The following is a 23,820-nucleotide window of genomic DNA, read 5'->3' as shown; positions in this document are numbered from 1 at the left end:
CCGACGCCGCCGGAGACCGCACCGGAGCACCTGCCGGAGCTGGAGCACCCGCCGGGCCCGGCGCCCGGCGCGGAGCGGCGGAAGGCGATGGCGCGGCTTACCGGCCGCCGCCTGCTCGCCGCGGTGCCCGTCCTCGCCGCCGTGACCTTCGGAGTCTTCGCACTGGCCGCCGCCTCGCCGTTCGACCCGGTGGCCCAGTACGCCGGTACGGCCGGACGCAGCGCCTCCCAGGAGACGCTGGACGAACTGCGCGCCAACCTCGGCGCCGACGGCTCGTTCGTCGAACGCTGGTGGCACTGGCTGACCCACGCCGTCACCGGCGACCTCGGCCACTCCACCTCCATGCGGCAGCCCGTCGCCGAGGTGATCGGCGAGCGCATCGGCTGGTCGGCCCTGCTGTGCGCGGTCGCCTTCGCCGTCGCCGTCCTGCTGGGCACCGGCCTCGGCGTGGCCGCCGCCCGCCGCCGGGGCGGGCTGCTCGACCGGTGCGTCACCGGGCTGTCGTATCTGCTGCAGGCGGCGCCGCCGTTCTGGACCGGACTGCTGGCGGTCTGGCTCTTCGCGCTGCAGCTCGGAATGTTCCCGGCGGGCGGGCTGAGCGACACCGGCAGCGACGCGGTGACCCCCGGTGGACTGCTGAACCACCTGGTGCTGCCCGCCGGAGTGCTGGCCCTCTCCCAGCTGCCGTGGTTCGCGCTCTACGTGCGCCAGGGCGTCGGCGACGCGCTGGAGGAGGACCCGGTGCGCGGTGCGCGGGCCCGCGGGCTGCGCGAGCGCACCGTGCTGCTCGGCCACGCGCTGCGCTCGGGACTGCTCCCGGTGCTGACCCTGATCGGCTCCCGGGTCCCCGAACTGATCACCGGCGCGCTGCTGATCGAGACCGTGTTCTCCTGGCCCGGCATCGCCTCCGCCACCGTGGAGGCCGCCACCGCCGCCGACTTCCCGCTGCTGGCCGCGCTCACGGTCCTCGCCACCTTCGCGGTCCTGGCCGGGAACCTGCTCGCCGACCTGCTGTACGGGCTGGCCGACCCGCGGGTCGCCTTCGAGGAGATGTGACCCGATGGCCGTCGAAGAACCGACTCCGATGAAGACCGAGGACGGCTGGACTAGCGCCCGCGCACACGGTGCCGCCCGCGCCGCCGGCACCGGCCGCGCCGCCCGCACCCTGCGGGTACGGGTCAGCGCCGTGCTGCTGGCCGCCGTCGTCCTGGCCGTGCTGCTCGTACCCCCGCTGTTCCCCGTGGACCAGCAGGCGGTCGAGCTGACCGCCAAGCTGCGCCCGCCGTCCTGGGAGCACCCCTTCGGCACCGACAGCCTCGGCCGCGACCTGCTGCTGCGATGCGTCTACGGACTGCGCGTCTCGCTGCTGGTCGGCCTGGTCGCGGCCCTGGTCGCCACCGTGCTGGGCACCGCCGTCGGCGCGGCGGCCGGTGCACTGGGCGGCCGGGCAGACCGGCTGATGATGCGGCTGGTCGACGTCTTCTCCGCCGTCCCCCACCTGCTGCTCGGCATCTTCATCGTGGCGATGTTCCGCCCCGGCGTCTGGCCCGTCGTGCTCTCGGTCGGGCTCACCCACTGGCTTTCCACCGCGCGGATCGTCCGGGCGGAGGTGCTCTCGCTGCGCTCCCGCCCCTACATCGACGCGGCGATCTCCGGCGGGGCGTCCCGGACCCGCGTCGCCCTGCGCCACCTGGTGCCCGGCGTCCTGCCGCAGGCCGTGCTGGCCGCCGTGCTGATGGTGCCGCACGCGATCTGGCACGAATCCGCGCTCTCCTTCCTCGGGCTCGGACTGCCCGCCCACCGCGCCAGCCTGGGCGGCCTCACCGAGGCCGCGCGCGGGTCGCTGCTCGCGGGCGACTGGTGGCCCACCCTCTTCCCCGGACTCTTCATCATCATTCCCACCCTGGCCATCGCGGGTCTCGCGGGAGCCTGGCGGGAGCGGATCAACCCACGGCGCCGATCGGAGCTGATGCTGTGAGTGCCCCGAGCGCGCTGCTGTCCGTGACCGGCCTGTCCGTACGCTTCCGCATGCGCGGGAACCGGTACATCCAGGCGGTCAGCGATGTCTCCTTCGATCTCGCCGCGGGGGAGTGCCTGGCGCTCGTCGGCGAGAGCGGCTGCGGCAAGTCGGTACTCGCCTCCGCGCTGCTGGGCCTGCTGCCCGGCAACGCCCAGCTGCGCGGCGGGGCACTGCTGGGCGGCGGTGAACAGCTGCACGACGGTGCACAGCCGGAGCCCGGCGCCTTCGAGGCCCGCGACGCCGTCGATCTGATCGGGGCCGACGAGCGGACCATGGCCGGTACGGTGCGCGGTCGGCGCATCGGCCTCATCCCGCAGAGCCCCGCCGCGCACCTCTCGCCCGTACGGACGGTTCGGGCCCAGCTGGAGGAGACCGTACGCGAGCTGACCGGCACCCCCCGGCGGGAGGTGCGCGCCGCCGCGCTCGCCGCCGCCGGGCGGGCCGCCTTCCCCGCAGGGCATCTGGACCACTACCCGCACCAGTTGTCCGGCGGCCTGGCTCAGCGCGCGGCGACGGCGCTCGCCCTCGTCGCGGACGCCCCCCTGCTGATCGCGGACGAACCCACGACGGGACTCGACCGCGAACTGGTCGAGCACACCGTCACCGAACTGCGGCGGCACGTCGACGACGGGCGGGCCCTGCTGATGATCACCCACGATCTGGCGGCGGCCGAACGGATCGCCGACCGGGTGGCGGTGATGTACGCGGGCCGCGTCGTGGAGCTCGCCCCGGGCCGGGACTTCTTCGGCGGGCCGGGCCCCCGCCACCCGTACGCGCACGGGCTGCGGGCTGCCCTCCCCGAGCGCGATTTCGTCCCCATCCCCGGTATGCCGCCGGAGCTGGGAGCACTGCCCGCCGGGTGCGCCTTCGCCCCCCGCTGCACCCGCACGGAGGAAGCCTGCGCGCAGACACCCGAACTGGTGGACGGCACGGCCTGCCACTTTCCGCTGACCGCCGGGGCACCGGCCGTCGTGGGCGCACCGTCGACGGCGGCAGCACCCGAGGGGGACGACCGATGACCGGCTCCACACCCGCACCCGCAGCCGCACCCGGTGGGCCCTCGCGCGCCGCCACCACGCCGCCCGCCCTCGAGCTGCGGCGGATCACCGCCGGTTACCAGCGGGGTAAACCCGTGGTCGAGGACATGACGCTCACCGTCGGCCCCGGCGAGGCCGTGGCGCTGTTCGGCCCGAGCGGCTGCGGGAAATCCACCCTGGCCCGGGTCGCCGCGCTGCTGCACGAGCCCTGGGCGGGCAGCGTGCTGCTCGACGGCGAACCCGCGCGCGGCTGGCGCCACCGCGCGCCGCGCGCACAGCGCACGAAGGTCGGCGTCGTCTTTCAGCAGCCCCGGCTGGCCGCCGACCCGCGGCTGACCCTGAGCCGCCTGATCGCGGAGCCACTGCGCGCCAACGGGCGCGGCGAGGAGGCCGCACGGCGGGGCGGCGAACTGGCCGAGGCGGTCGGTCTCGACGCGGAGCTGCTCGCCCGGCGCCCGCACGAGGTGAGCGACGGCCAGTTGCAGCGCGCCTGCCTGGCCCGCGCGCTGGCCCTGCGGCCACGGCTGCTGGTGTGCGACGAGATGACCGCGATGCTGGACGCCTCCACCACGGCCGCGCTGGTCGCCGTGGTGGAGGCCTACCGCGCGGAGAACGGCGCGGCGCTGCTGGCGGTCGGCCACGACCGTACGCTGCTGGAGCGCTGGTGCGACCGCACGGTGGAACAGGGCGGACACTGGTAGCGGAGGTCCTGTCGCGTCGCCGCGGCAGGTACGGCCGTCGGAAGGTGGCGCATCATGCCGCACCGCAAGCAGAAGAGCCCGCCCTCCGCACCGCGCGGGCCCGTGCCGAGGTCGCGCTCCGGGGTCATCGGGCGACGCTGGGAGCGCACCGGCACCGAGCCGGTCACCGCGCGCAGTGCCCTGCGGGTGCGTTACATCCTCTCGCTGATCTTCGTCCCGCTGTTCGTCGCGGGGGCCGTCGTCTTCTGGTACTGGATGAGCCAGAGCGGCCCCTCGGACGCCCCGAGCGAGGGGTCGCTGCGACTGCTGGCCCTCGTGTGCTCGGCGCTCGCACTGTTCGCCCTGGCCGACCTCGCGGTAGTCCTGCGCCGTCGGCGCCGGGAAGGGATTACGGGACAGCCCTTAGATGCCGACCCCGCGTCCCCGTAGGTAGGCGAGCGGGTCTATGTCGCTGCCGTAGCCCGGGCCGGTGCGGATCTCGAAGTGCAGGTGGGGGCCCGTGGAGTTCCCGGTGCTGCCGGAACGGCCGAGCCGCTGGCCGGGGTTGACGGCCTGACCCGCCCGTACGGAGATGGCTGAGAGGTGGGCGTACTGGCTGTACTTGCCGTCGTCGTGCCGGAGCACCACCTGATAGCCGTAGCTCCCCGCCCAGCCCGCCGAGACCACCTTCGCGTCGCTGACCGCCTTGACCGTGGTGCCGGTGGACACGGGGAAGTCGACGCCCGTGTGATAGCCGGACGACCAGCTGCTGCCCGAAGCGCGATACGCGGTGCTCGGGCTGACGCCGCTGACCGGGGCGGTGGCCTTGGCGGAGGTGACCTGCTTCGACTCCTCCTTCGGCTTGGGCTTGGCTTCCTGCTTCGGCTTCGGCTTCGCTTCCTGCTTGGGCTCGGGTTTCGGCTCTGGCTTCGGCTGAGGCTTGGCCTCTTGCTTGGGCGCGGGCTCGGGCTTCGGTTTCGGCTGGGCCTGCTGCTTGGGCTGGGCGTCGCTCTTGCGCTCCTGGGCCTTCGGCTCGGGTGCGGCGCGGGGTTTCGCCGCCGGACCGGTCAGCCGGAGCTGGTCGCCCGGGTAGATCAGATCGGGGTCGCCGCCGACGGTGGGGCGGTTGCGCTCGTAGAGGGACTGCCAGCCGCCGTTGACCTCGTGGTCCTCGGCGATGGAGAAGAGGGTGTCACCACCGATGACCTCGTAGGTTGTCGCCTTCTTCTGCCGCTCTGCCTTTGCCTTGTCGGCCCGCTCCGATCTCTTCTGCTCCTCGGACGCGTCGTCCCGCTTCGCCCCGGAGCCGCGGTCCGAGGAGGGCGCTTCGGACTTGGCGGAGGCGGAACGAGGCGCGGGCTTCGCCTCCGGCGCGGGCGCCGCCGGACTGTCCCGGCTCAGGCCCGCTTCGGGGCCGCAGTTCGGCCAGGCGCCCGGGCCCTGGCCCTCCAGCACCTTCTCCGCAACGGCGATCTGCTCGCTCTTGCTGGCCAGGTCCGCGCGAGGGGCGTACTGGGTGCCGCCGAACGCCTCCCAGGTGCTCTGGGTGAACTGCAGGCCGCCGTAGAAGCCGTTGCCGGTGTTCACGGCCCATCGGTTGGTGCTCTCGCACTCCGCGACCTTGTCCCAGGTGTCCTCGGGCGCAGCCTGTGCGACACCGGCCCCCATCAGGGGCAGGGCGAGGCCCGCGCCTCCGGCGGTGACGGTCAGCGAGGCGCGGGAAACGCTGCTCGGCTTGTAGCGACGGTGACGTCCTCGTGCAGGCACAGACATGTCCTCCCTACGCCCGTACGGCGTCGTGCTGTGGCAACTTGGCCCCCCGTGCAGGGGAGTTGGCAGACAGGCGGAACACTACGGGGCGGGCAAACCCGCCCACAAGGCCCGCCAGGGAGCACGGGAGGGAGCACAGCCCGCGGATCGCGTGCGCCCCCTCCCGGCGGGCCGTGCGGGTCACAGGTCTATGCCCCGGTCCCGTGCGCGGCGCCGGGCCGCCTGGTCGGCCACCGCCTCCTCCAGATAGACCTCGCAGATAAGCCTGCCGGTGCCGGAGAAATCGTGCTCCAGTTCGTAGAGGCTGATCTCGGTGCCGTCGGCGAGCAGGAACGCGTGCTCGTAGACCGAGCACCACACCTGGAAGGGCGGCGGGGCGGCGTGCGGCTTGGGCACGTGCACGATCTCGTGGCCGCGCGCGGTGGAGAGCAGCCGCAGTGTCTCCTCGCCGGGACGGTCCGGGTTCTCGGCCCGGCGTACGAGCCTGCGGGCGTGGTCGGGTGAGTCGCTCTCCCGGTAGGCGCGGGTGCGGGCGGACCTGCCCGCGGCGGCCAGGAAGTTGATGAAGCCGCGGCCGCCGTGCAGGTCCGGCTCCAGCTCCGTGTCTCTGCCACTGCCGGTGCCTCGCTCCGGGAGGGGACGCGGGGCGCGGTCCGATTCCTGCGCATGGTCGCCGAGGTTCGTGCCGCCCGCGTCCGGACCGCCCGCGTCCGCACCGCTCGGGTGCTGCGCGCGCCGCCGTGCGAGCCGGAGCGGCTCCTCGTGTTCGTAGAGCTCGTACCAGGGCAGGCCGGTGTCACCGCCGGTTTCGTGCCGCAACTCCCACAGGGACCGCGTCTCCCCGTCGGCCAGCAGGAAGGTGTGGCGGTAGCTGCTGCACCGGGCCGTCGGCGGGGGAGCGTTGCGGTGATGCCAGCCCTGGAGTTCGACATGGCACAGTACGGCGCCGCGCAGCCGCTCGATCGCGTGGTCCGAGACGTCGAAGGGGTTCTGCGCGCGGGCTAGGAGCACCCGCAGATGCTGCGACGGCGTCGCAACCACTGTCTCGCCCATGCGGAACCCTCCCGGCCTCGGCCTGCCTGGCCACCGCTCCATCCCCGCGCGCACTCACGGTAGCGCCCCGAACGCGGTGCGCGGGCGGATTCGGCGGAACCAGGGGGCGCGGAGGCGAAACTTCCGTTATCAGTACGACCGTTGGTGCGCCCCCGTGCGCGGGTGGGACCTGATCTGTCCGGGTGACCGCACGCCGCTGGTCGGCGCGTGTCGGCCGGCCGGAGGGAGGGGCGGGCGCAGAATGCGGAAGCTGTCGATCCGTGGAGGTGCGCGATGTCCGCCGACTCTCCCGCAGGTGCCCGGCGCTCCGACCGCCGCCCGCCCCGCCGCTCACGCCGCCACCGCGCCCTCGTGGTCGGCGCCGTGTGCCTGACGCTGGCCGGTGGAGCCGCCCTCGGCGCCGGTACGGCACGGCTGCCGGTGGCGCTCGCCGTTCCGCGCACCGAGGTGTTCGGGGGCATGGAGGGGATGGGGAAGCGGCCCGCCGACGGTCCCGGGATCAACTTCCTGCTCGTCGGTCTCGACCGGCGGGCGGGAATGTCGGACGCGGAGAAGGACCGGCTGCACGTCAACGGCGAGCAGTGCGACTGCACCGACACGATGATGCTGCTGCATGTCTCGGCCGACCGCCGGCGGGTCAGCACGGTGAGCATCCCGCGTGACTCCTATGTGCCCTTCCCCCGCTCGTCCGCCGTCGGCAACGGCGGTGGCAAGCCGGTACCGGTACCCCGGGCCGGAAAGATCAACGGCGCCTACAAGCTGGGCGGGCCCGCACTGACCGTGCGCACTGTGGAGGCAGCCACCGGCGTCCGTGTCGACAACTATCTGGAAGCGGACTTCTCCGGGTTCGTGGCCGCCGTTGACAGGCTCGGCGGCGCCACCGTCTGTACCGACGTGCGGATGCGCGACAAGAACGCCGGGCTCGACCTGGCCCCCGGCACCCACCATCTCGACGGCCGGGGCGCACTGCGCTACGTACGGGCCCGGCACATTCCGCCGTCCGGCGACCTGGGACGGGTGCGTCGCCAGCAGGCACTGATCGCCGGGATGCTGGACCAGCTCCACGACCGGGGTGTCTTCCAGAATCCGCTCGCGCTCGCCCGCACGGCGCACGCCCTGCTGGACACGCTCCGCGCCGACGAGCACCTCACCACCGCGCGGCTGCGCACCCTCGGCCGTGCGATGCGGGGGCTGAACTCGCGGAACACCGAATTCGCCACCGTGCCGATCGCCGACTTCGACCACCGGGTGACCGACTGGGGCTCCACGCTGAAGTGGGACGGGCCGCGCGCGGAGAGGCTGTTCGCGGCGCTGCGCGAGGACCGTACGCTCACCAGCGAGCAGGCGTACGCCCTGCCCGCACCCGGCGTCCCGGTCTCCTGGCCGCCCGGCGACATCGAGCTGCGGGTACGGGCTCTGCCCGGCCGGGAGAGGGCCGCCGCCGAGCTGGAGCGGGGGCTGCGCGCCAACGGGTTCCGCGTCCTGGGCCGCCTGCCCGCTCACGCGGCTGGCGCCGGTGGCGCCGGTGACGCCGCGAGGACACCGCACACCCGCACCCGCGTCCGCTACGACCCGTACTGGGAGCGGCAGGCGACGACCCTGGCCGCCGCGCTGCCGGAGGCCGAACTGCGGCCCGTCCGTGGCCACTCACGGGTCTTCGAGGTACTGCCCGGGAGCGGACGGCCGCAGGTCGCCCGTATCGTCCACGACCGCAGCAGCGTGCAGGGCGCGCCGGCGACCGGAGACGAGCTGGCCTGCGAGGCAGGCTGAGGGCCGCCCCTGGGAAGGTGCGGTCTTGCCCCGGCGGGGCAAGACCGCACGTTCTTGCTCTGCGACCCGGCTTGCTTCAGACGTGCGCTGTCGCCGTCCAGACCGCCGCGATGCGAGCCGCCAGCCGTACGTTGCCGCGCATCGCCGCGATGTTGGCCTCCAGCGCGGCGCCGTCGGTGTTCCGCACCAGGTAGTCCAGCAGATACGGGGTGACTGCCTGCCCGACGACACCGTCTCGCTCGCAGGCGGCCAGCGCCTCCGCCAGGACCCGGTCGTGCAGCTCGGGGTCGAGCTGCTCCTCCTCGGGCACCGGGTTCGCCACGACCAGCGCCGCCTCCGGTCCGCCCAGCAGGTCCTGGCAGCGCATCGCGGCGGCGACCCGGCGGGGATCGTGCACGGTCCAGTCGACCGGCTCTCCCGAGCTGGTCAGATAGAAGCCCGGGAAGTCAGTGGTGCCGTAGCCCAGCACGGCCACGCCCAGGGTCTCCAGCCGCTGGAGGGTGGCGGGCACGTCCAGCACGGACTTGACCCCCGCGCACACCACGGTGATCCGCGTGCGGGCCAGCAGGCGCAGGTCGGCGGATTCGTCCTGCACCCTGGCCCAGCCCCGGTGCACGCCGCCGAGCCCGCCGGTCGCGAAGACCCGGATGCCCGCGTGTGCAGCCAGGAAGGCCGTGCCCGAGACGGTGGTCGCGCCGCAGGCACCGGCCGCCATTGCCGGGGCCAGATCCCGCCAGCTCAGTTTGCGCGGCCGCTCGTCGCCCGCGATGCGCTCCAGCTGGGCCTTGTCCAGCCCGATATGCGGCCGCCCGTCCAGCACCGCGACCGTCGCGGGCACGGCGCCCGCGGCCCGTACGGACTCCTCCAGCTCCTGTGCCACCGCGAGGTTGCGGGGGCGGGGCAGCCCGTGGGCGATGAGTGTGGACTCCAGCGCGACCACCGGGCGCCCCTGCGCCTTCGCGTCGCGCACTTCTTCCGCAAGCGCCAGGGTCATCCGGGTCCCTCCGTATTACCGTCGTGATTATGTGCAGAAGTATCAAGACACTCCGTCCCCCGTACGCCGAGTCCGTAACCGAGGACGACCGGAGGGCCGCCGCATTGCAGTACGTACGGAAGGTGTCGGGCTTCCGGGAGCCCGCACCGCACAACGCCGCCGCTTTCGAACGCGCGGTCGATCAGGTCGCCGCGGCCACCACAGAGCTGCTCGACTCGCTGGTGGTCAAGGGCCACTGACCCGCGTCGCCGGTCACCGGTCCTTCGCCCGGCTCGGCTGGACCCGCTTCGGTTCGCCCGCCATCTTCGGATGGTCGGGCGGATAGGGCAGATCGCCGAGGCCCTGGTCGCGCTCGTGCCGGTCGGCCAGCTCCAGTACGGCGTCCAGGCGGCACGGGTGTTCGTCCATCCCGGCGTGCACGTCGCCCAGCTCGGCATAGCGCTCCGGCATCGTCGCCAGGTCGAAGTCCTGCGGGCGCGCGTCCTCGACCTCCTCCCAGCGCAGCGGCGCGGACACCTGGCCGCGCGGGTGCGGACGCACGGAGTAGGCACTGGCGATCGTCCTGTCACGGGCGGTCTGGTTGTAGTCCAGGAAGATCCTGGCACCCCGCTCCTCCTTCCACCAGGCGGTGGTCACCCGCTCCGGCGCCCGCGCCTCCAGCTCCCTGCCCACGGTGATGGCGGCCCGGCGTACCTGCGTGAAGGTCCACTCCGGCTCGATGGGCACGAAGAGGTGCAGGCCGCGTCCGCCCGAGGTCTTGGGCCAGGAGTGCAGCCCCAGTTCCGCCAGCAGCGGGCGCAGCTCGCGGGCGGCCCACTGCGCGTCCTCGTAGTCGGTGCCGGGCTGCGGGTCCAGGTCGATCCGCAGCTCGTCCGGGTGTTCGGTGTCGCCGCGGCGCACGGGCCAGGGGTGGAAGGTGAGGCAGCCGAGGTTGGCGGCCCACACCACGGCGGCGGCCTCGGTGGGACAGATCTCGTCGGCGTGCCGTCCGCTGGGGAAGGAGATGCGGGCGGTGGGAATCCACTCCGGGAGGTTGTTCGGGGCCCGTTTCTGGAAGAAGGACTCGCCCGTCACCCCGTCCGGGAATCGCTCCAGGGTCGTCGGCCGGTCGTACAGCGCACGGAGCGCTCCGCCGGCGACGGACAGGTAGTAGCTGGCTACGTCCAGCTTGGTGAACCCCCGCTCGGGGAAGTACACCTTGTCCGGGTTGGACAGCCGTACCGTGCGCTCACCGACCGTGAGCTGCCGTGCCTGGGCCATGCAAGCACGCTAGTCCGCCGCGCCGCCGTCCGCCTCCCGTGAGCCGGTGAGCCGGGAGGCGGACGCGGGCGGGTGCGCGCACAATCCGGACCATGGACCTTCCGGTGATGCCCCCCGTGAAACCGATGCTCGCGAAGCCCGCGGCGAAGATCCCGGACGGCATGCAGTACGAGGGAAAGTGGGACGGCTTCCGGGCGGTCGTCTTCCGGGACGGCTCCGAGGTCGAAATGGGCAGCCGCACCGGCAAGCCGCTGACCCGCTACTTCCCCGAGCTGGTCGAGGCGCTGCGTACGCACCTCCCGCCGCGCTGCGTGCTGGACGGCGAGATCGTGGTCCGCCGCGCCGGGCGGCTCGACTTCGACTCCCTGCTGGAGCGCATCCATCCGGCCGATTCACGGGTGCGGCACCTCGCGGCGACCACGCCGGCGAGCTTCGTCGCGTTCGACCTGCTGGCGCTGGAGGACACCGCCTTGCTGAGCACCCCGACGGACGACCGCAGGGAGCTGCTGACCGCCGCGCTGCACCGGGTGGACGACCCTGTCTTCGTCGCCCCCGCGACCCGTGACGTGGAGCTGGCCCGTCGCTGGTTCGAGCAGTACGAGGGTGCCGGGCTGGACGGTGTGATCGCCAAACCGCTCACCCTGCCCTACCGGCCGGGGGAGCGGGTGATGGTGAAGGTCAAGCACGAGCGCACTGCGGACTGTGTGCTGGCCGGGCTGCGTGAGCACCGCAGCGGCCCGGTCGTCGGCTCGCTGCTGCTCGGTCTGTACGACACGCGGGGGCGTCTCCAGCACGTCGGCGTCTGCGCCTCGTTCACCATGCAGCGGCGCGAGGAGCTGATGGCCGAACTGGCACCCCTCCGGATGGAGTCGGTGCGCGAGCACCCCTGGGCCGACTGGGAGAGCGAGGACGCGCAGGCGCACAGCCGGATGCCGGGTGCGCCCAGCCGCTGGACGGGGGCGAAGGACCTCGGCTGGGTGCCGCTGCGACCCGAACGGGTGTGCGAGGTGGCGTACGACCACATGCAGGGTGACCGCTTCCGGCACACCACCCGGTTCCGGCGGTGGCGGCCGGACCGGGAGCCGGAGGGGTGTACGTACGCGCAACTGGAGGAGCCGGTGAGCTACGACCTGGCCGAGGTGCTGGCAGCGCCGGGCGGGCCGCCGGACTGAGCGGGAATAAGCGCGACGGGCGAACCGTTCCGCATGTAGTTGAAGAGTAAATTACATGGAGGGATGAGTCCGATGCAGTTCGGAGTCTTCACCGTCGGCGACGTCACCACCGATCCCACAACGGGCCGGACCCCCACCGAGCACGAGCGGATCAAGGCGATGGTCGCCATCGCGCGCAAGGCGGAGGAGGTCGGCCTCGACGTCTTCGCGACCGGTGAGCACCACAACCCGCCCTTCGTGCCGTCCTCACCGACGACGATGCTCGGGCACATCGCGGCGACGACCGAACGGCTCATCCTCTCCACCTCCACCACGCTGATCACCACGAACGACCCGGTCAAGATCGCGGAGGACTTCGCGATGCTCCAGCACCTGGCCGACGGCCGGGTGGATCTGATGATGGGACGCGGGAACACCGGCCCCGTCTACCCGTGGTTCGGCCAGGACATCCGCCAGGGCATCCCGCTGGCCATCGAGAACTACGCGCTGCTGCACCAGCTGTGGCGTGACGAGGTGGTGGACTGGAAGGGCCGGTTCCGCACGCCGCTGCAGGCGTTCACCGCCACGCCCAGGCCGCTGGACGGCACTCCGCCGTTCGTGTGGCACGGCTCGATCCGCAGCCCGGAGATCGCCGAACAGGCCGCCTACTACGGAGACGGGTTCTTCGCCAACAACATCTTCTGGCCGAAGGACCACTTCCAGCAGCTGATCAGCCTGTACCGGCAGCGGTACGCCCACTACGGCCACGGCACTCCCGAGCAGGCAGTCGTCGGACTGGGCGGCCAGGTCTTCATGCGGCGCAACTCCCAGGACGCGGTGCGCGAGTTCCGACCGTACTTCGACAACGCACCCGTGTACGGGCACGGACCCTCGCTGGAGGAGTTCACCGAGCAGACCCCGCTCACCGTCGGCAGCCCGCAGGAGGTCATCGACAAGACGCTGACCTTCCGTGAGTCCTTCGGCGACTACCAGCGGCAGCTGTTCCTGATGGACCACGCGGGGCTGCCGCTGAAGACCGTGCTCGAACAGCTCGACATGCTGGGCGAGGAGGTCGTACCCGTGCTGCGCAGGGAGTTCGCCAAGGACCGCCCCGCCGGAGTGCCGGACGGGCCCACGCATGCCGCGCGGGTACGCGCACCGCAGCCCACGTGACGCAGCAGCTCACACCGCACCCCCGAGAGAAACGGAAGAAATGATGGACAGGCCGCTGAAGCTGGTCGCCGTGACAGCCGGGCTGAGCAAGCCGTCGTCGACACGGCTGCTGGCCGACCGCCTGATCGAGGCGACGACGCGGCAGGCGCCCCCCGCCGACGTGCGGGTCATCGAGCTCCGGGACCTGGCAACCGCCATCGCGCACCACATGGTCACCGGGTTCCCCGGTCCCGAGTTGCGGGAGGCGCTGGGCGCCGTGGCGGAGGCGGACGGCGTGATCGCCGTGACCCCCGTCTTCTCCGCCTCCTACAGCGGGCTGTTCAAGTCGTTCTTCGACGTGATGGACAGCACCGTGCTCGACGGGAAGCCGCTGCTGATCGCGGCCACCGGCGGCACCGACCGGCACTCGCTCGTCCTCGACCACGCGATGCGCCCGCTGTTCGCCTATCTGCGCGCGCTCGTCGTGCCCACCGCCGTCTACGCCGCCTCGGCCGACTGGGGCTCCGCCGGCATCGGCACCGAGCAGGAGGACCCGCTGGCCTCCCGCACGGAGCGGGCGGCCCGCGAGCTGGCCGAACTGATGCGAGGCCGCGCGCATGCCCCCGCCCCCGCGCATGCCCCCGCCCCCGCGCAGGTGCCCGCCCCCGCACAGGCGCCCGCGCCCGCGCAGAAACGGAACGCCCTGGAAGAGGAGTTGGTCCCCTTCGCCGACCAGCTCAAGGCCCTGCGCGTGTGACGGCCGCGGCTCCGGCTGCTCCTACCGGTCGACAGAACGGACGTCTCCCGCCGCGTTCCACTGTCGAACTGTCGACCGATCCGAGCGCCCGACGGCCCGTCTTTCACCCGAACGGCTTGCCCAGAGGGAGACCGGGCACTCGGGGGAAGAAGCTGAGTGGAGCAAGGTCGTCAAAAACCTGCAGCCGGTAACCGTGACCAGAGCCAGAGGTGACCCGATGCCGAGGTTCTCCATGGCGCAGACCCTGTCGTCCGCTGTCCCGCAGGTATTCGATTTTCTGGCCGATCCACGGAACATGCCCCGGTGGAACTCGGGGGTGGCCGAAGTGGACGACCGCCGGATCATTCCCTGCTGCGAAGGGGCGCGCTACCGCTATCGCTTTCCCGGGAGGCACCGTTTCCACCATCTGGTCTGCAGCGCCTACCGGTCGCCGTCCCTGCTGGGTTTCCGGGGGGAGCGGATGTGGACGCCGCTGGGCGCCCAGACGGTCGCCTACACCTTCCGGGTACGGTCGGCGGAGTACGGCAGCAGACTTGAGGTGACGGTGGACGTCTCGGTGAACCTGGGGATGACGCTGCTCCTCCCGGTCATCACCCTCGGCTGGCGGCGTGACCTTCCCGAGGACCTGCAACGGCTCAGCGACACGCTGGACGCGCACTCCCCGCCCAGCACCGGAGGTGCCCAGGAGGTCCGGATCCCGCCAGCGTCCGAACCGGCGGCGCGGCACACTGAAAGTGCCGACGACCAAGCGGTGTGAAGGAGCGCTGTGAAGGAGCGCTGTGAGAGGGACGGACCGAACGATGGACGCGCTGATCCCGGTCCCGCGGACCAGCCCGGCACCGGGTGCGGTGCATGTGCCGGGCTGGCTGACGGTGGGCGAGCAGCGCGAACTCGTCGACTGCTGCCGTGCCTGGGCGACCGGTCCCGTCCCGCTCCGGCACACCAGGCTGCCGCGCGGGGGCGTGATGTCGGTGCGGACGGTGTGTCTGGGCTGGCACTGGCAGCCGTACCGCTACACCCGTACCGCCGAAGACGTGAACGGCAGCCAGGTCGCGCCGATGCCCGGCTGGCTGGCAGGGCTCGGCCGCCGCGCCCTCGTGGACGCGTACGAGGACACGACGGCCGGTGAGGGCTACGTGCCGGACACCGCACTGATCAACTTCTACGACGACCAGGCCCGGATGGGCATGCACCAGGACAAGGACGAGCGGTCCGCGGCGCCGGTGGTGTCGCTCAGCATCGGGGACAGCTGTGTCTTCCGGTTCGGCAACACCGAGAACCGCGGACAGCCGTACACCGATGTGGAGCTGGCCTCCGGCGATCTGTTCGTCTTCGGCGGGAGCTCCCGGTTCGCCTACCACGGCGTGCCGCGCGTCCGCCCGGGGACGGGCGACCCGCGCACCGGGCTGCGGGCGGGGCGCCTGAACCTCACCCTGCGGATGACCGGACTGACGGACTGACGGCCTGACCGGCGCCGAGGACGGGCACGCCGGCTCAGCTCAGCAGCGCAGCCCCTTGCCCGCGCCCGCCTTGCGGTTCACCAGGTAGGGGACGGCACGCGGGTGGTCGACCCGGGTACGCAGTTCGGGGGTCCAGCCGGCGCCCTCGGTGATCTGCTCCTCGGGTACGCCCGCGTTGTGCACGGCGATCAGGTCGCTCCCGCGGCCGTTGACGTAGTTGTCGTCAGCCGTGACCGGGGCTTCGTCCCACTTCTTCAGTATCTTCGCCGGGTCGAATCCGCGGGCGAGGGTGAAGGCGTTGTGCTCCGCGACGAGACGGGACTCGAAGCCGATGCCGTAGGTGTAGCCGTAGGAACTGCCCCTGGTGGCGACGAAGTGGTTGTTGTAGGAGTCGACCTGCCCGAAGCGGACCCGCGGCGCGCGTTCCCCGACGTCCTGGAAACGGTTGTGGTGCAGGGTGACGCGGAGTCTGCCGCGGTCGGTGGCTCCGGCGCTGTTGCTGTTGCCGATGAGCATCGTCTTGTCGTGGTTCTTGAAGACGTTCCAGGAGGCGGTGACCAGGTCCGCGCCCCGGACGATGTCGAGGAGGCCGTCGTGCTGCTGGAACAGCTCGCCGAAGTAGCGGGGCTGGTCGGCGTCGGGCCGGTCTCCGTCGCTGAAGGTGTTGTGATCGATCCAGACGTGGTCGGAGCCGCTGACGACGAGGTTGTCGTACTCGGAGTTCCAGGCCCCGCTGTCCCCGTCGGTGGGGTCCCACTGCGGGAAGCAGTCGTAGGTGTCCTCGAAGTCGATGTTGCGGATGATGACGTTCGAGACGCCCTTCACCTGGAGGCTGGCGCCGATGACGGTGGCGTCGTCGCCGACGCCGACCAGGGTGGTGTGGGAAGGCACCTCGACGTGGACTGCTTCCTTCTGCCGCTCGGCCGAGGCGGCGCGGGCGTCCTCGAGTGGGCCGGACGGGGGTTTTTGGCCCCAGGTCTGCGGGTCGTAGGCGGCGAGGTACTTCTCCAGGGTGTAGCCGTCGGTCCGGTAGTCCTCGCAGTCGACGGGTGTGCCCTGCGCGTCGGCGTTGCCGTGGATGGTCCCGGCGATCCTGATGATCTTCGGCGCGTCGCCGGCGTCTTCGAAGGCGGCCACCAGTTCGGCGCGGTCGCTGACGGTGTAGACGTGTTCGCGGGCGGCCTTCGATCCGCCGGTGGTGGAGCCCTCGGCGGCGGCCCAGCCGTCACCCGCCGGGAGCGTGGCGCGCTCGGCCCCGCCGTGCCGGGGCGCGGCCTGGGCGGGGACGGCAACGACGAGGGCCAGCGAGGCGCAGCCGACCATCAGTGCGATGGCGCGTGCATGACATCTCAGTACGGACATGGCAGTTCCCTTGCTGTCGTGGACGGGGTGGGGGATGGGTGAACGCGGGGGGACAAGGCTGGGCGGGTGGCGGGGGGGGGGGGGGGGGGGGGGCCCGGGCCGCCCCCCGCCCCAACGCCTCAGCTGTCCTGCCGTTCCTTCCACTCCTTCTGGGCCGCGTTCAGCTCGCCGGCTATCTTGTCGAGGAACTCCTTGGCCGTGACCTTGCCGAGCAGCAGTTTCTGGAACTCCGGCTCGTTGTCGGCCTTGCTGATGTTGTTCCAGTCCGGCAGGTAGTACGGCAGCTGCACGATCTTGGTGGAGCCGTCCGTCATGGCCTTCGCGGCGAGGGCCGTCGGCTGGGCCTTCTCGATCCAGGGGTCCTTGGCGGCCTCGGTGTTGGCCGGGAGTGCGCCCGCCGACTCGTTCCACTTGCTGTTGGAGCTGTGGGAGGCGGCGAACTCGATGAACTTCCAGGCCGCTGCCTTGTTGTCGCTGGACTTGAAGAGTCCCAGTCCGTCGACCGGGTTGGAGACCTGGACTCTGGTGCCGCTGTCCCCGATCGGGTTGGGTATGCCGTCGAACTTCTCGTCACCCAGCGCCTTCACGTGGTCCTGGTAGGAGCCGAGGTTGTGGCTCAGCATGCCGATGCTGCCCGAGTCCCACTGGGCGACCATCTTGGTGAAGTCGTTGTTGACGTCGGCGGCCGGCGTCGTCTTCTTGAACAGGCCGGCGTACTTCTCCACCGCCGCGACGTTCTCCGGGGCGTTGAGAGTGGTCTTGTCGCCCTTCCAGAACTCCGTGATGCCGGACTGGCCGTACGCCGCGTCGATGGTCTGGGCGATGGAGCCCGCACCGCCGCGGATCGTGTAGCCGAACTCGTTGTTGTCGGCGTCCGTGAGCTTTTCGGCAGCTTCGTAGAAGTCCGCCCAGGTGGTGGGCGCTTCCAGGTCCGCGGCCTTGAACAGGTCGGTCCGGTACCAGAGCACACCGTTGTTCGCGGAGGTCGGCACGGTGTACATCGCGCCGTTCCGGCCGCCCGCGTCCTTGACGCTCTCGACCATGCCCTCGACCAGCTTGCCGTCGAGAGAGGACTCCTTGAGCCGGTCGTCGATCGGTTCGAGGGCGTCCTGCGAGACGATGTTGGCCAGGTACGCGGTGCCGACGCCGCCGACATCGGGCAGGCCGCCGCCGGCGATCGCCGTGTCGTACTTGGACTGGACGTCGGCGATCGGGATGGGGACGTACTTGACCTTGATGTCCGGGTGCTTCTTCTCGAAGTCGTTGATGATCTCCTTCCAGACAGCGGTGCGCGGACCGCCGTTGTTGTCCCAGAAGGTGATCTCGCCCTTGCCGCCGCCCTCTTCGCCGGAACTGCTGCCGTCATCGCCGCAGGCCGTGGCTGTCAGGGCGAGCACCGCCGCCAGGGACACCGCGGTCGCGGTCCGTCCCCGGAGCGTCTTCGGGATTCTCATGATCGGCTCTTCTCTCTGGGTGCTGTCGGTTCTCTCGGTGCTGTCGGTTGCTTCGGTTCTGCTCCGGTACGTTCGATGAGGTGCGTCCGCGCTGGTGCTCCGGAAGGGCCGCTGGCACGGAAGGCCGAGAAGTCGGCGGTGCCGGCCGGGCCCGCGCCGGTCGGTGCGGTGGCGAAAAGGCCGAGCAGGGAGCCCACCCACCGCCACGGCGTGGCGGCGAACACCAGGCCCGAGGGCTGGAGCCCGGAGCCGTCAGCCGTTCCGGCGAAGAAGCGGCAGCGGCCTCCGGGGGTGACCTCGATGCGGAGCCCGGCCCGTCCTTTGGGCGCGGGGCGGGGATGTGCGGCGTCCCGCTCGTGTTCGGCGACGGCCTCCGCGTACCGGTGCACGAGCCGTACGGTGCCGTCCGCCTGCCGTTCGAGGCCGATCCAGTTGAAGGCGTCACCGAGTATCGCGAGTCCGGCCTTGGCGCCGGGTGCTTCGCTGTTCAGGGCGAGGTCCACCTCGGCGGTGAACGTCTCGGCGGGCAGCCGCTGGACCAGCACGCTGGGCAGGGCACGCAGGTCGTGCGCGCAAGCGGTCCGTACGCAGTGGAGCCGCAGTCCGTCTCCCGCGTGCTCCACCGTCCAGTCGGGCTGTGGGCAGGCCGTCCACTGCCACTGCCTGCCGTAACGGCCGCCGGGGAAGTCGTCGTCGGTGGCGGGCGCGGCGACGGTCTGTGCCGGGGCGACGGGCTTGGTGTGCACGGAGACGGGTTCGCCTTCGTCACCGAGTACCGGCCAGCCCGCCTCGCCCCCGCCCTCGCCGTCGGTCCAGCGCATCGGCTGGAGGTGGACGACCCGGCCGTAGGCTCCGCGTGCCTGGAAGTGCAGGAACCAGTCCTCGCCCGCGGTGGTCCGCACCCAGCCGCCCTGATGCGGCCCGTTGACGTCGGTGCCGCCCTGGGCGAGGACGACGCGCTCCTCGTAGGGGCCGGAGAACTCCCGGGAGCGGAAGGCTCCCTGCCAGCCGGTCTCGACTCCTCCCGCGGGTGCGAAGATCCAGAAGTAGCCGTCGTGCCGGTAGAGCTTGGGGCCTTCGAGGGTGAACCAGCCGGGGATGCGGTCGGCGTCGACGAGGGTGCTGCCCTCATCGAGCAGTTCCCGTCCGTCGGGGCTCATCCGGTGGCCGGTGAGCCGGTTCTTGATGCCGGAGCGGGACTTCGCCCAGGCGTGCACGAGATAGGCGCCGCCGGTCTCCTCGTCCCACAGCGGGCAGGGGTCGATCATCCCCTTGCCCGCCTTGACCATGTGCGGGCTGCTCCACGGGCCCCGGATGTCCTCGGCGTTGACCTGCTGGACACCGTGATCGGGATCGCCCCAGAAGATCCAGAAGCGCCCTGCGTGGTGCCGGATCGAGGGTGCCCACACACCGCGGTCATGGCGTGGTACGGCGAAGTCGGCGGCCGGCTCCAGGCGGTCGAGGGCGTGGCCGACGAGGGTCCAGTTGACGAGGTCCCGGGAGTGCAGCAGGGGCAGTCCGGGGACCCGGCCGAAGCTGGAGGCGGTGAGGTAGTAGTCCTTGCCGACCCGCACGACGTCCGGGTCGGACCAGTCCGCCCACAGCACGGGGTTGCGGTAGGTGCCGTCGCCGAGGTCGGCGGTCCAGGGCCTGTTCGCGCCGTTCGCGCCGTTCATACCGGCACCGCCTGCCGGACGAGGGCGGCTGCCGCGTCCCGGTCCAGCCGCCCGTCCGCGATCACGGTGACGACGCGGCGGACCACCGTGGTCTCGGCGGGTACCGGCAGCCGCTGCGCCGCGGCCAGGGAGGAGCCGACGCCGGGATACTCGGTGCCCCGTACGAACCACGGATCGCGGCGGGTCTCGGCGGTCGCTCCGGCGAAGACGAGGGTCCAGCCGTCGCCGCTGAGGGCGAGCCAGTCGGCGACGCTCCCGTGCACCGCCTCCTCGCCGTCCAGGGAACCGCTGAACACGGTGGGCCCGGCGGCCTCCTTGGGCGCCCGCCAGAAGAAGCCTCCGTATCCGGCGCCGGGGCGTCCGTTGGTGGCGGGGCTGCCGATGGTCAGGTCGGCGCCGCTCCGGTTGGTCAGCGCGAAGGAGAAGTCCAGCGCCCATGCCGTGCCGGAGAGTTCGGTGACGGCGACCGTGCGGTGCTCGCGCAGCAGTTCGGCGCCGTCGGCCTGCCAGCAGAGTTCCTCCACGAAGCCGTCGGGGCCGCGGAGTTTCCAGCCGATGTGGCGCTGCGTCCCGTGGTTGTCCAGCGCGGTGGGCCCCTGGTCGCGGACGAAGGTGTTACCGCCCCAGAAGTTGTGTCCGGCCACGTCCGGGACGGCGACGGAAGCGCCGAGATGGTGGAGGTGGTCGCCGGGACGTTCCTCGGTGACCGGGGTGCCCGCGAGGGTGGTCACCGGGTGGAAGTAGGGGCGGGCGGCCTGGTCGGAGCCGAACCCGTAGCGGGCGACGGGGCGTCCGGCGCAGCTGAGCAGAGCGCTGTTCACGAGGTACCCCCCTCCGCGAACCCGCGCGGCGCGGCACCGGACTGTGCCCAGGGGGCGCCGAGTTCGGAGTAGAGGGAGAGCGATTCGGCACCCGCGGCGGCCAGCGCGTCGATGCCGCGTACGACGCGCCGCACTCCGGTCCCGGATTCCGCGGGCTCGCTGTACCAGGCGCCGGCGGGCAGCACGGTGGGTTCGGGCGCCGTCCGTACGGCTTCCACCACGCGCATGAACGCGCCGGTACGGTGCGGCGGCACCAGCAGCTCGGCGTCTCCGGCGAGGTGGCCGAGGAGGTTCTCCAGGAGATCGGTCCGCCCGTGCACCGTCTCCTCGGGCTGGTGTCCGTCGCGTTGCAGCAGGACCCGGTCCTCCCGGTACCAGAAGGTGATCCGGCCGCGGTCGCCGTGCACGATCACATACGGTTCCTCGATCTGTTCGGCGCAGAGGGTGAGGGCCGCCGTCACCGGCAGCCCGTCCGAGGTGGTGACGCGTACGCAGGAGGTGTCGTCGGCCTCGATGTCGTGGGCGCGGAACAGCTCGGTCTCGATCGCCGCCACGTCCTCGGCGGTTCCGCTGCCCGCGAGGGCGAGCGCGGTGGCGACGGAGTGCGCCAGCGCGTTGGTCAGGACACCGTCGACGACCTCGGTCTCACCGATTCTGCGCCGCCCGGCCCAGGGCGCCCGGCCGTAGTACGTGTCGTCACGGACCCAGGTGCCCGCGGCGCCGACGCCCCGTACGGTCCCGATGGCGCCGGAGCGCACCAGTTCCCGGATGGCGGGCATGGCGTGCGAACCGAAGGACTGGAAGCCGATCTGGCAGGCGGCGCCAGCCTTCCGCGCTCCGTCGGCAATGCGGAGGTAGTCGGCGTAGGTCGCGGCGGGCGGCTTCTCCAGCAGGATGTGGACACCGCGTTGGGCCGCGGCCAGCGCCAGTTCGGTGTGGGTCTGGATGGGGGTGCACAGGACGGCGACGCGGGCCCCGGTCGCGTCCAGGAGTGCCCCGAAGTCGGCGGACTGCGCGGGCGCCTCCTCCGCCTCCACCTGCGCCTCCACCTGCGCCTCGGCCGGTGCGGCGTCGGCACGTTCGGCGTCGGCCGGGTCGGCCAGTTCGGCATCGCTCAGCGGGTTGACCTCGCAGACGCCCGCCAGCCGGACGAGACCCTGGCGCTGGAGCCGCCGGATGTTGGCGAGGTGCCAGCGGCCGTGGCCGCGGCCGCCCGCGAGCACCAGCGGGGGCGGGGTGACGGGCTGCCCGCTCATCGCGCGCTCCTGGCTCCGGCGGCGGCGAACGGGGTGGCGGCAGTGGTGCTCTTCGGGCGCCGGGCCGTGCGTGCTCTCATGGGTGGGCCCTCCTCGGGAGTCGGGGGATGTGGGGGTCGGTCAGGGAGGCTGCGCGGGACGGTGCGGCGCCGCATGCGGTCAGCCCTTCACGGCGCCGGCGCTGAAGCCGGTGATCAGCCACTTCTGGATGAAGGCGAAGACGATCACCACGGGCACCGCGGCGATGACGCCGCCCGCCGCGAGCGCGCCCAGGTCGACGCTGTCCGCGCCGATGAGGGTGTTCAGGCCGACCGGGATCGTCTGCTTGTCCTGTTCGCTGAGGAACATCAGGGCGAACAGGAAGTGGTTCCAGCTGTGCACGAAGGCGAAGGAGCCGACGGCTATCAGCCCGGGGCGCAGCAGCGGCAGCACCACCAGGCAGAAGCCGCGGAAGCGTGAGCAGCCGTCCACCCAGGCGGACTCTTCGAGGCTGGGCGGCACGTTTCTTATGAAGCCGCTGATCAGGATGATCGACAGGGGCAGCTGGAAGACCGTCTCCGCGATGATCACGCTCCCCAGGGAGTTGATCATCTGGAGGTTCTTGAAGATCTCGAAGAGCGGTACCAGCAGCAGCGCCCCCGGGATGAACTGCGAGCAGAGCAGCGCCAGCATGAAGGGAGTCTTGATCTTGAAGCGGAAGCGGGCCAGCGCGTAGCCGCCCGCCAGCGCGACCAGGGTGGTGGTCAGCAGGGTGCAGACACCGACGAGCACGCTGTTCTGGAAGAAGATCGCGAAGCTGCGCTCGTTCCAGACCTTCGAGAAGTGGTCGTCCGTCATCGGCCACGGCACCAGCGAGGTGGAGCCTGCGGGCCGTACGGAGAAGAGGAACATCCAGTAGAACGGGATAAGAGTGAAGATCAGATAGATCCCGAGCGGGACGTAGAGCTGCCAGCGCGGGGTCTCGTCGAAGGAGCGCTCGCGGCGGCGGCGTACCCGGGGCGGCGGAGGCTCGGCGGCGCTCGGGCCTGCGGAGCTTCCGTCGTTCTTGACGGCGAGTGCGGCACTCACTTTTGGTCGCCTCCGAACTTGCTCAGGCGCAGATAGACGATCGAGCAGAAGAGGAGGATCACGAAGGCGACGGTGGTGAGCGCGGAGGCGTAACCGAAGTCGTGTCCCTCGATGCCGGTATTGGCGACGTAGAGCGGCAGCGTGGTGGTCTCACCGGCTGGTCCGCCGCCGGTGAGCGTGTAGAGCAGGTCGACGTTGTTGAACTCCCAGACACCGCGCAGCAGGGTGGCCAGGACGATCGCGTCCCTCAGGTGCGGCAGCGTGATGTGGAAGAACCTGCGCATCCGCCCGGCGCCGTCCACCGATGCCGCCTCGTACAGCTCCTTCGACACGGACTGCAGGTCGGCGAGGATGAGGATGGCGAAGAAGGGGACGCCGCGCCAGAGTTCGGCGACGGTGGCGGCCCAGAAGACGGTGCCGGTGTCGGAGAGCAGTGAGGTGCCGTACTCGCCGATTCCGGCGTCCGCGAGGTAGCGGCTGAAGCCGGTCGAGGAGTTGTAGAGCAGGATCCAGATGGTGCTGGTGAGCACCCCGGAGACGGCCCACGGCGAGAAGACCATGGCGCGCGAGATGCCGCGGCCGATGAAGGACTGGTTGACGATCAGCGCGAGCGCGAGGCCGAGGAGCAGCTGGAGCACGACCTGGGTGACGACCCACTGGGCGCTGAAGCCCAGTGTCGACCAGAACTGGTCGTCCTCGGTGAAGATCCGCTTGAAGTTGTCGAATCCGGCGTAGCCGTTCCGCCAGGGCTTGGTGACGTTGTAGTTCTGCAGGCTGTAGTAGAAGACGCTGATCACCGGATAGGCGATGAAGCCCAGCATCAACAGCCCCGCGGGGGCGATCAGCAGATACGGCAGCCTGCGGGGGGTCGCCGAGCGGCGCCGGGGCACCTTTGGCGGTTTGGCCACGGCTGGGGCTTGGGCCACGACGCGTCTCCGTTCTTTGTGAAGTGCGGGTTCTTCGTGAAGCTGTTCCTCTGCGCTTGCACTTTCCAGGTACAAAGGGGGAGCAAGCGCTTTCCGAATGGTGTTCGGCAGGCCGGACAAGGGGTGGTGGGGAGGTGCGAGGGTGCGGTGCCC

Annotated in this window: 23 protein-coding genes; 12 read left to right on the top strand and 11 right to left on the bottom strand. The window is 71.5% G+C overall.

Translation table 11 applies throughout. The features are described from left to right. Positions 1 to 87: 87 nt before the first annotated feature. From LHJ74_RS17590 to LHJ74_RS17570, 5 genes are all read left to right on the top strand, one after another. On the top strand, positions 88 to 1,056 hold the full coding sequence (locus tag LHJ74_RS17590; protein ID WP_260219048.1) for an ABC transporter permease: 969 nt from the start codon (positions 88 to 90) through the stop codon (positions 1,054 to 1,056). Between the two features lie 28 nt (positions 1,057 to 1,084). After that, entirely contained in the window at positions 1,085 to 1,978 is an 894-nt protein-coding gene (locus tag LHJ74_RS17585) for an ABC transporter permease (protein WP_260219047.1), read from the top strand. A 50-nt stretch (positions 1,979 to 2,028) separates the two neighbouring features. Further along, positions 2,029 to 3,039: an ABC transporter ATP-binding protein gene (locus tag LHJ74_RS17580; protein WP_260219046.1), complete on the top strand. Its 1,011-nt coding sequence runs from the start codon at positions 2,029 to 2,031 to the stop codon at positions 3,037 to 3,039. 125 nt (positions 3,040 to 3,164) lie between these two features. Then, positions 3,165 to 3,758 carry an ABC transporter ATP-binding protein gene (locus LHJ74_RS17575; RefSeq protein ID WP_260219045.1) on the top strand — a complete coding sequence of 198 codons (594 nt, stop codon included), beginning with the start codon at positions 3,165 to 3,167 and terminating at the stop codon, positions 3,756 to 3,758. 54 nt (positions 3,759 to 3,812) lie between these two features. Then, positions 3,813 to 4,187, top strand: a complete 375-nt coding sequence (locus tag LHJ74_RS17570; RefSeq protein WP_260218986.1) for a DUF6343 family protein — start codon at positions 3,813 to 3,815, stop codon at positions 4,185 to 4,187. Here the strand turns inward: LHJ74_RS17570 and LHJ74_RS17565 are convergent. Next, complete coding sequence (locus LHJ74_RS17565) at positions 4,161 to 5,504, bottom strand: transglycosylase family protein (protein WP_260218985.1); 1,344 nt, start codon at positions 5,502 to 5,504, stop codon at positions 4,161 to 4,163. The genes LHJ74_RS17570 and LHJ74_RS17565 overlap by 27 nt on opposite strands. Before the next feature lie 183 nt (positions 5,505 to 5,687). Further along, the gene (locus LHJ74_RS17560) at positions 5,688 to 6,560 is read right to left on the bottom strand and encodes a DUF6227 family protein (protein WP_260218984.1); all 873 of its coding nucleotides are present in this window, start codon (positions 6,558 to 6,560) and stop codon (positions 5,688 to 5,690) included. Positions 6,561 to 6,833: 273 nt separating this feature from the next. Between LHJ74_RS17560 and LHJ74_RS17555 the strand changes: the two genes are divergently transcribed. Further along, entirely contained in the window at positions 6,834 to 8,330 is a 1,497-nt protein-coding gene (locus LHJ74_RS17555) for an LCP family protein (RefSeq protein ID WP_260218983.1), read from the top strand. Between the two features lie 76 nt (positions 8,331 to 8,406). Here the strand turns inward: LHJ74_RS17555 and LHJ74_RS17550 are convergent, their stop codons facing one another. Then, positions 8,407 to 9,324: a pseudouridine-5'-phosphate glycosidase gene (locus LHJ74_RS17550; RefSeq protein WP_260218982.1), complete on the bottom strand. Its 918-nt coding sequence runs from the start codon at positions 9,322 to 9,324 to the stop codon at positions 8,407 to 8,409. Positions 9,325 to 9,353: 29 nt separating this feature from the next. On the opposite strand from LHJ74_RS17550, the gene LHJ74_RS17545 reads away from it, so the two are divergent. Beyond that, the gene (locus tag LHJ74_RS17545; RefSeq protein WP_260218981.1) at positions 9,354 to 9,563 is read left to right on the top strand and encodes a DUF2277 domain-containing protein; all 210 of its coding nucleotides are present in this window, start codon (positions 9,354 to 9,356) and stop codon (positions 9,561 to 9,563) included. Between the two features lie 13 nt (positions 9,564 to 9,576). Here LHJ74_RS17545 and ligD read toward each other — a convergent pair whose 3' ends face one another. Next, positions 9,577 to 10,584, bottom strand: a complete 1,008-nt coding sequence (gene ligD, locus LHJ74_RS17540) for a non-homologous end-joining DNA ligase (RefSeq protein ID WP_260218980.1) — start codon at positions 10,582 to 10,584, stop codon at positions 9,577 to 9,579. Positions 10,585 to 10,676: 92 nt separating this feature from the next. Here ligD and LHJ74_RS17535 point away from each other — a divergent pair, with 92 nt between their 5' ends. The 5 genes from LHJ74_RS17535 to LHJ74_RS17515 all read left to right on the top strand — a co-directional run bounded on the left by LHJ74_RS17535 (position 10,677) and on the right by LHJ74_RS17515 (position 15,104). Then, positions 10,677 to 11,756: an ATP-dependent DNA ligase gene (locus LHJ74_RS17535; RefSeq protein WP_260218979.1), complete on the top strand. Its 1,080-nt coding sequence runs from the start codon at positions 10,677 to 10,679 to the stop codon at positions 11,754 to 11,756. 72 nt (positions 11,757 to 11,828) lie between these two features. Beyond that, positions 11,829 to 12,908 carry an LLM class flavin-dependent oxidoreductase gene (locus LHJ74_RS17530; RefSeq protein ID WP_260219044.1) on the top strand — a complete coding sequence of 360 codons (1,080 nt, stop codon included), beginning with the start codon at positions 11,829 to 11,831 and terminating at the stop codon, positions 12,906 to 12,908. Positions 12,909 to 12,948: 40 nt separating this feature from the next. Next, complete coding sequence (locus tag LHJ74_RS17525; RefSeq protein WP_260218978.1) at positions 12,949 to 13,644, top strand: FMN reductase; 696 nt, start codon at positions 12,949 to 12,951, stop codon at positions 13,642 to 13,644. A 217-nt stretch (positions 13,645 to 13,861) separates the two neighbouring features. Continuing rightward, positions 13,862 to 14,401, top strand: a complete 540-nt coding sequence (locus LHJ74_RS17520; protein WP_260218977.1) for an SRPBCC family protein — start codon at positions 13,862 to 13,864, stop codon at positions 14,399 to 14,401. A gap of 43 nt (positions 14,402 to 14,444) precedes the next feature. Next, positions 14,445 to 15,104 (top strand): alpha-ketoglutarate-dependent dioxygenase AlkB family protein, encoded by a 660-nt coding sequence (locus tag LHJ74_RS17515; RefSeq protein ID WP_260219043.1) that lies wholly within the window; start codon positions 14,445 to 14,447, stop codon positions 15,102 to 15,104. A 39-nt stretch (positions 15,105 to 15,143) separates the two neighbouring features. Here the strand turns inward: LHJ74_RS17515 and LHJ74_RS17510 are convergent, their stop codons facing one another. The 7 genes from LHJ74_RS17510 to LHJ74_RS17480 form a co-directional block, all read right to left on the bottom strand. Further along, positions 15,144 to 16,466 (bottom strand): pectate lyase family protein, encoded by a 1,323-nt coding sequence (locus LHJ74_RS17510; RefSeq protein ID WP_260218976.1) that lies wholly within the window; start codon positions 16,464 to 16,466, stop codon positions 15,144 to 15,146. 119 nt (positions 16,467 to 16,585) lie between these two features. Next, positions 16,586 to 17,920 carry an ABC transporter substrate-binding protein gene (locus LHJ74_RS17505; protein WP_260218975.1) on the bottom strand — a complete coding sequence of 445 codons (1,335 nt, stop codon included), beginning with the start codon at positions 17,918 to 17,920 and terminating at the stop codon, positions 16,586 to 16,588. Further along, positions 17,917 to 19,596 (bottom strand): glycoside hydrolase family 43 protein, encoded by a 1,680-nt coding sequence (locus LHJ74_RS17500; RefSeq protein ID WP_260218974.1) that lies wholly within the window; start codon positions 19,594 to 19,596, stop codon positions 17,917 to 17,919. Before LHJ74_RS17500 ends, LHJ74_RS17505 begins: the two co-directional genes overlap by 4 nt. Next, a complete protein-coding gene (locus LHJ74_RS17495; RefSeq protein ID WP_260218973.1) occupies positions 19,593 to 20,417 on the bottom strand; it encodes a DUF6807 domain-containing protein in 825 nt (274 codons plus the stop codon). Before LHJ74_RS17495 ends, LHJ74_RS17500 begins: the two co-directional genes overlap by 4 nt. Next, positions 20,414 to 21,673: a Gfo/Idh/MocA family protein gene (locus LHJ74_RS17490; protein WP_260218972.1), complete on the bottom strand. Its 1,260-nt coding sequence runs from the start codon at positions 21,671 to 21,673 to the stop codon at positions 20,414 to 20,416. Before LHJ74_RS17490 ends, LHJ74_RS17495 begins: the two co-directional genes overlap by 4 nt. Positions 21,674 to 21,832: 159 nt before the next feature. Further along, the gene (locus LHJ74_RS17485; protein WP_260218971.1) at positions 21,833 to 22,741 is read right to left on the bottom strand and encodes a carbohydrate ABC transporter permease; all 909 of its coding nucleotides are present in this window, start codon (positions 22,739 to 22,741) and stop codon (positions 21,833 to 21,835) included. Beyond that, a complete protein-coding gene (locus LHJ74_RS17480) occupies positions 22,738 to 23,667 on the bottom strand; it encodes a carbohydrate ABC transporter permease (protein ID WP_260218970.1) in 930 nt (309 codons plus the stop codon). Before LHJ74_RS17480 ends, LHJ74_RS17485 begins: the two co-directional genes overlap by 4 nt. Positions 23,668 to 23,820 lie beyond the last annotated feature (153 nt).

The sequence above is a fragment of the Streptomyces gossypii genome (assembly GCF_025165795.1).
GTDB classification, from domain to species: domain Bacteria; phylum Actinomycetota; class Actinomycetes; order Streptomycetales; family Streptomycetaceae; genus Streptomyces; species Streptomyces gossypii.
The sequence above is the reverse complement of the archived record's forward strand: the minus strand, read 5'-3'. Positions and strand labels throughout refer to the sequence as shown.

Excerpts from the sequence above, each read along its gene's own strand:
- LHJ74_RS17590 (WP_260219048.1), top strand. The coding sequence starts at position 88 with ATGGCGCGGCTTACCGGCCGCCGCCTGCTCGCCGCGGTGCCCGTCCTC.
- LHJ74_RS17585 (WP_260219047.1), top strand. The coding sequence starts at position 1,085 with ATGAAGACCGAGGACGGCTGGACTAGCGCCCGCGCACACGGTGCCGCC.
- LHJ74_RS17580 (WP_260219046.1), top strand. The coding sequence starts at position 2,029 with ATGCGCGGGAACCGGTACATCCAGGCGGTCAGCGATGTCTCCTTCGAT.
- LHJ74_RS17575 (WP_260219045.1), top strand. The coding sequence starts at position 3,165 with ATGACGCTCACCGTCGGCCCCGGCGAGGCCGTGGCGCTGTTCGGCCCG.
- LHJ74_RS17570 (WP_260218986.1), top strand. The coding sequence starts at position 3,813 with ATGCCGCACCGCAAGCAGAAGAGCCCGCCCTCCGCACCGCGCGGGCCC.
- LHJ74_RS17560 (WP_260218984.1), bottom strand. The coding sequence starts at position 6,560 with ATGGGCGAGACAGTGGTTGCGACGCCGTCGCAGCATCTGCGGGTGCTC.
- LHJ74_RS17555 (WP_260218983.1), top strand. The coding sequence starts at position 6,834 with ATGTCCGCCGACTCTCCCGCAGGTGCCCGGCGCTCCGACCGCCGCCCG.
- LHJ74_RS17550 (WP_260218982.1), bottom strand. The coding sequence starts at position 9,324 with ATGACCCTGGCGCTTGCGGAAGAAGTGCGCGACGCGAAGGCGCAGGGG.
- LHJ74_RS17545 (WP_260218981.1), top strand. The coding sequence starts at position 9,354 with ATGTGCAGAAGTATCAAGACACTCCGTCCCCCGTACGCCGAGTCCGTA.
- ligD (WP_260218980.1), bottom strand. The coding sequence starts at position 10,584 with ATGGCCCAGGCACGGCAGCTCACGGTCGGTGAGCGCACGGTACGGCTG.
- LHJ74_RS17535 (WP_260218979.1), top strand. The coding sequence starts at position 10,677 with ATGGACCTTCCGGTGATGCCCCCCGTGAAACCGATGCTCGCGAAGCCC.
- LHJ74_RS17530 (WP_260219044.1), top strand. The coding sequence starts at position 11,829 with ATGCAGTTCGGAGTCTTCACCGTCGGCGACGTCACCACCGATCCCACA.
- LHJ74_RS17525 (WP_260218978.1), top strand. The coding sequence starts at position 12,949 with ATGATGGACAGGCCGCTGAAGCTGGTCGCCGTGACAGCCGGGCTGAGC.
- LHJ74_RS17520 (WP_260218977.1), top strand. The coding sequence starts at position 13,862 with ATGCCGAGGTTCTCCATGGCGCAGACCCTGTCGTCCGCTGTCCCGCAG.
- LHJ74_RS17515 (WP_260219043.1), top strand. The coding sequence starts at position 14,445 with ATGGACGCGCTGATCCCGGTCCCGCGGACCAGCCCGGCACCGGGTGCG.
- LHJ74_RS17510 (WP_260218976.1), bottom strand. The coding sequence starts at position 16,466 with ATGTCCGTACTGAGATGTCATGCACGCGCCATCGCACTGATGGTCGGC.
- LHJ74_RS17505 (WP_260218975.1), bottom strand. The coding sequence starts at position 17,920 with ATGAGAATCCCGAAGACGCTCCGGGGACGGACCGCGACCGCGGTGTCC.
- LHJ74_RS17500 (WP_260218974.1), bottom strand. The coding sequence starts at position 19,596 with ATGAACGGCGCGAACGGCGCGAACAGGCCCTGGACCGCCGACCTCGGC.
- LHJ74_RS17490 (WP_260218972.1), bottom strand. The coding sequence starts at position 21,673 with ATGAGCGGGCAGCCCGTCACCCCGCCCCCGCTGGTGCTCGCGGGCGGC.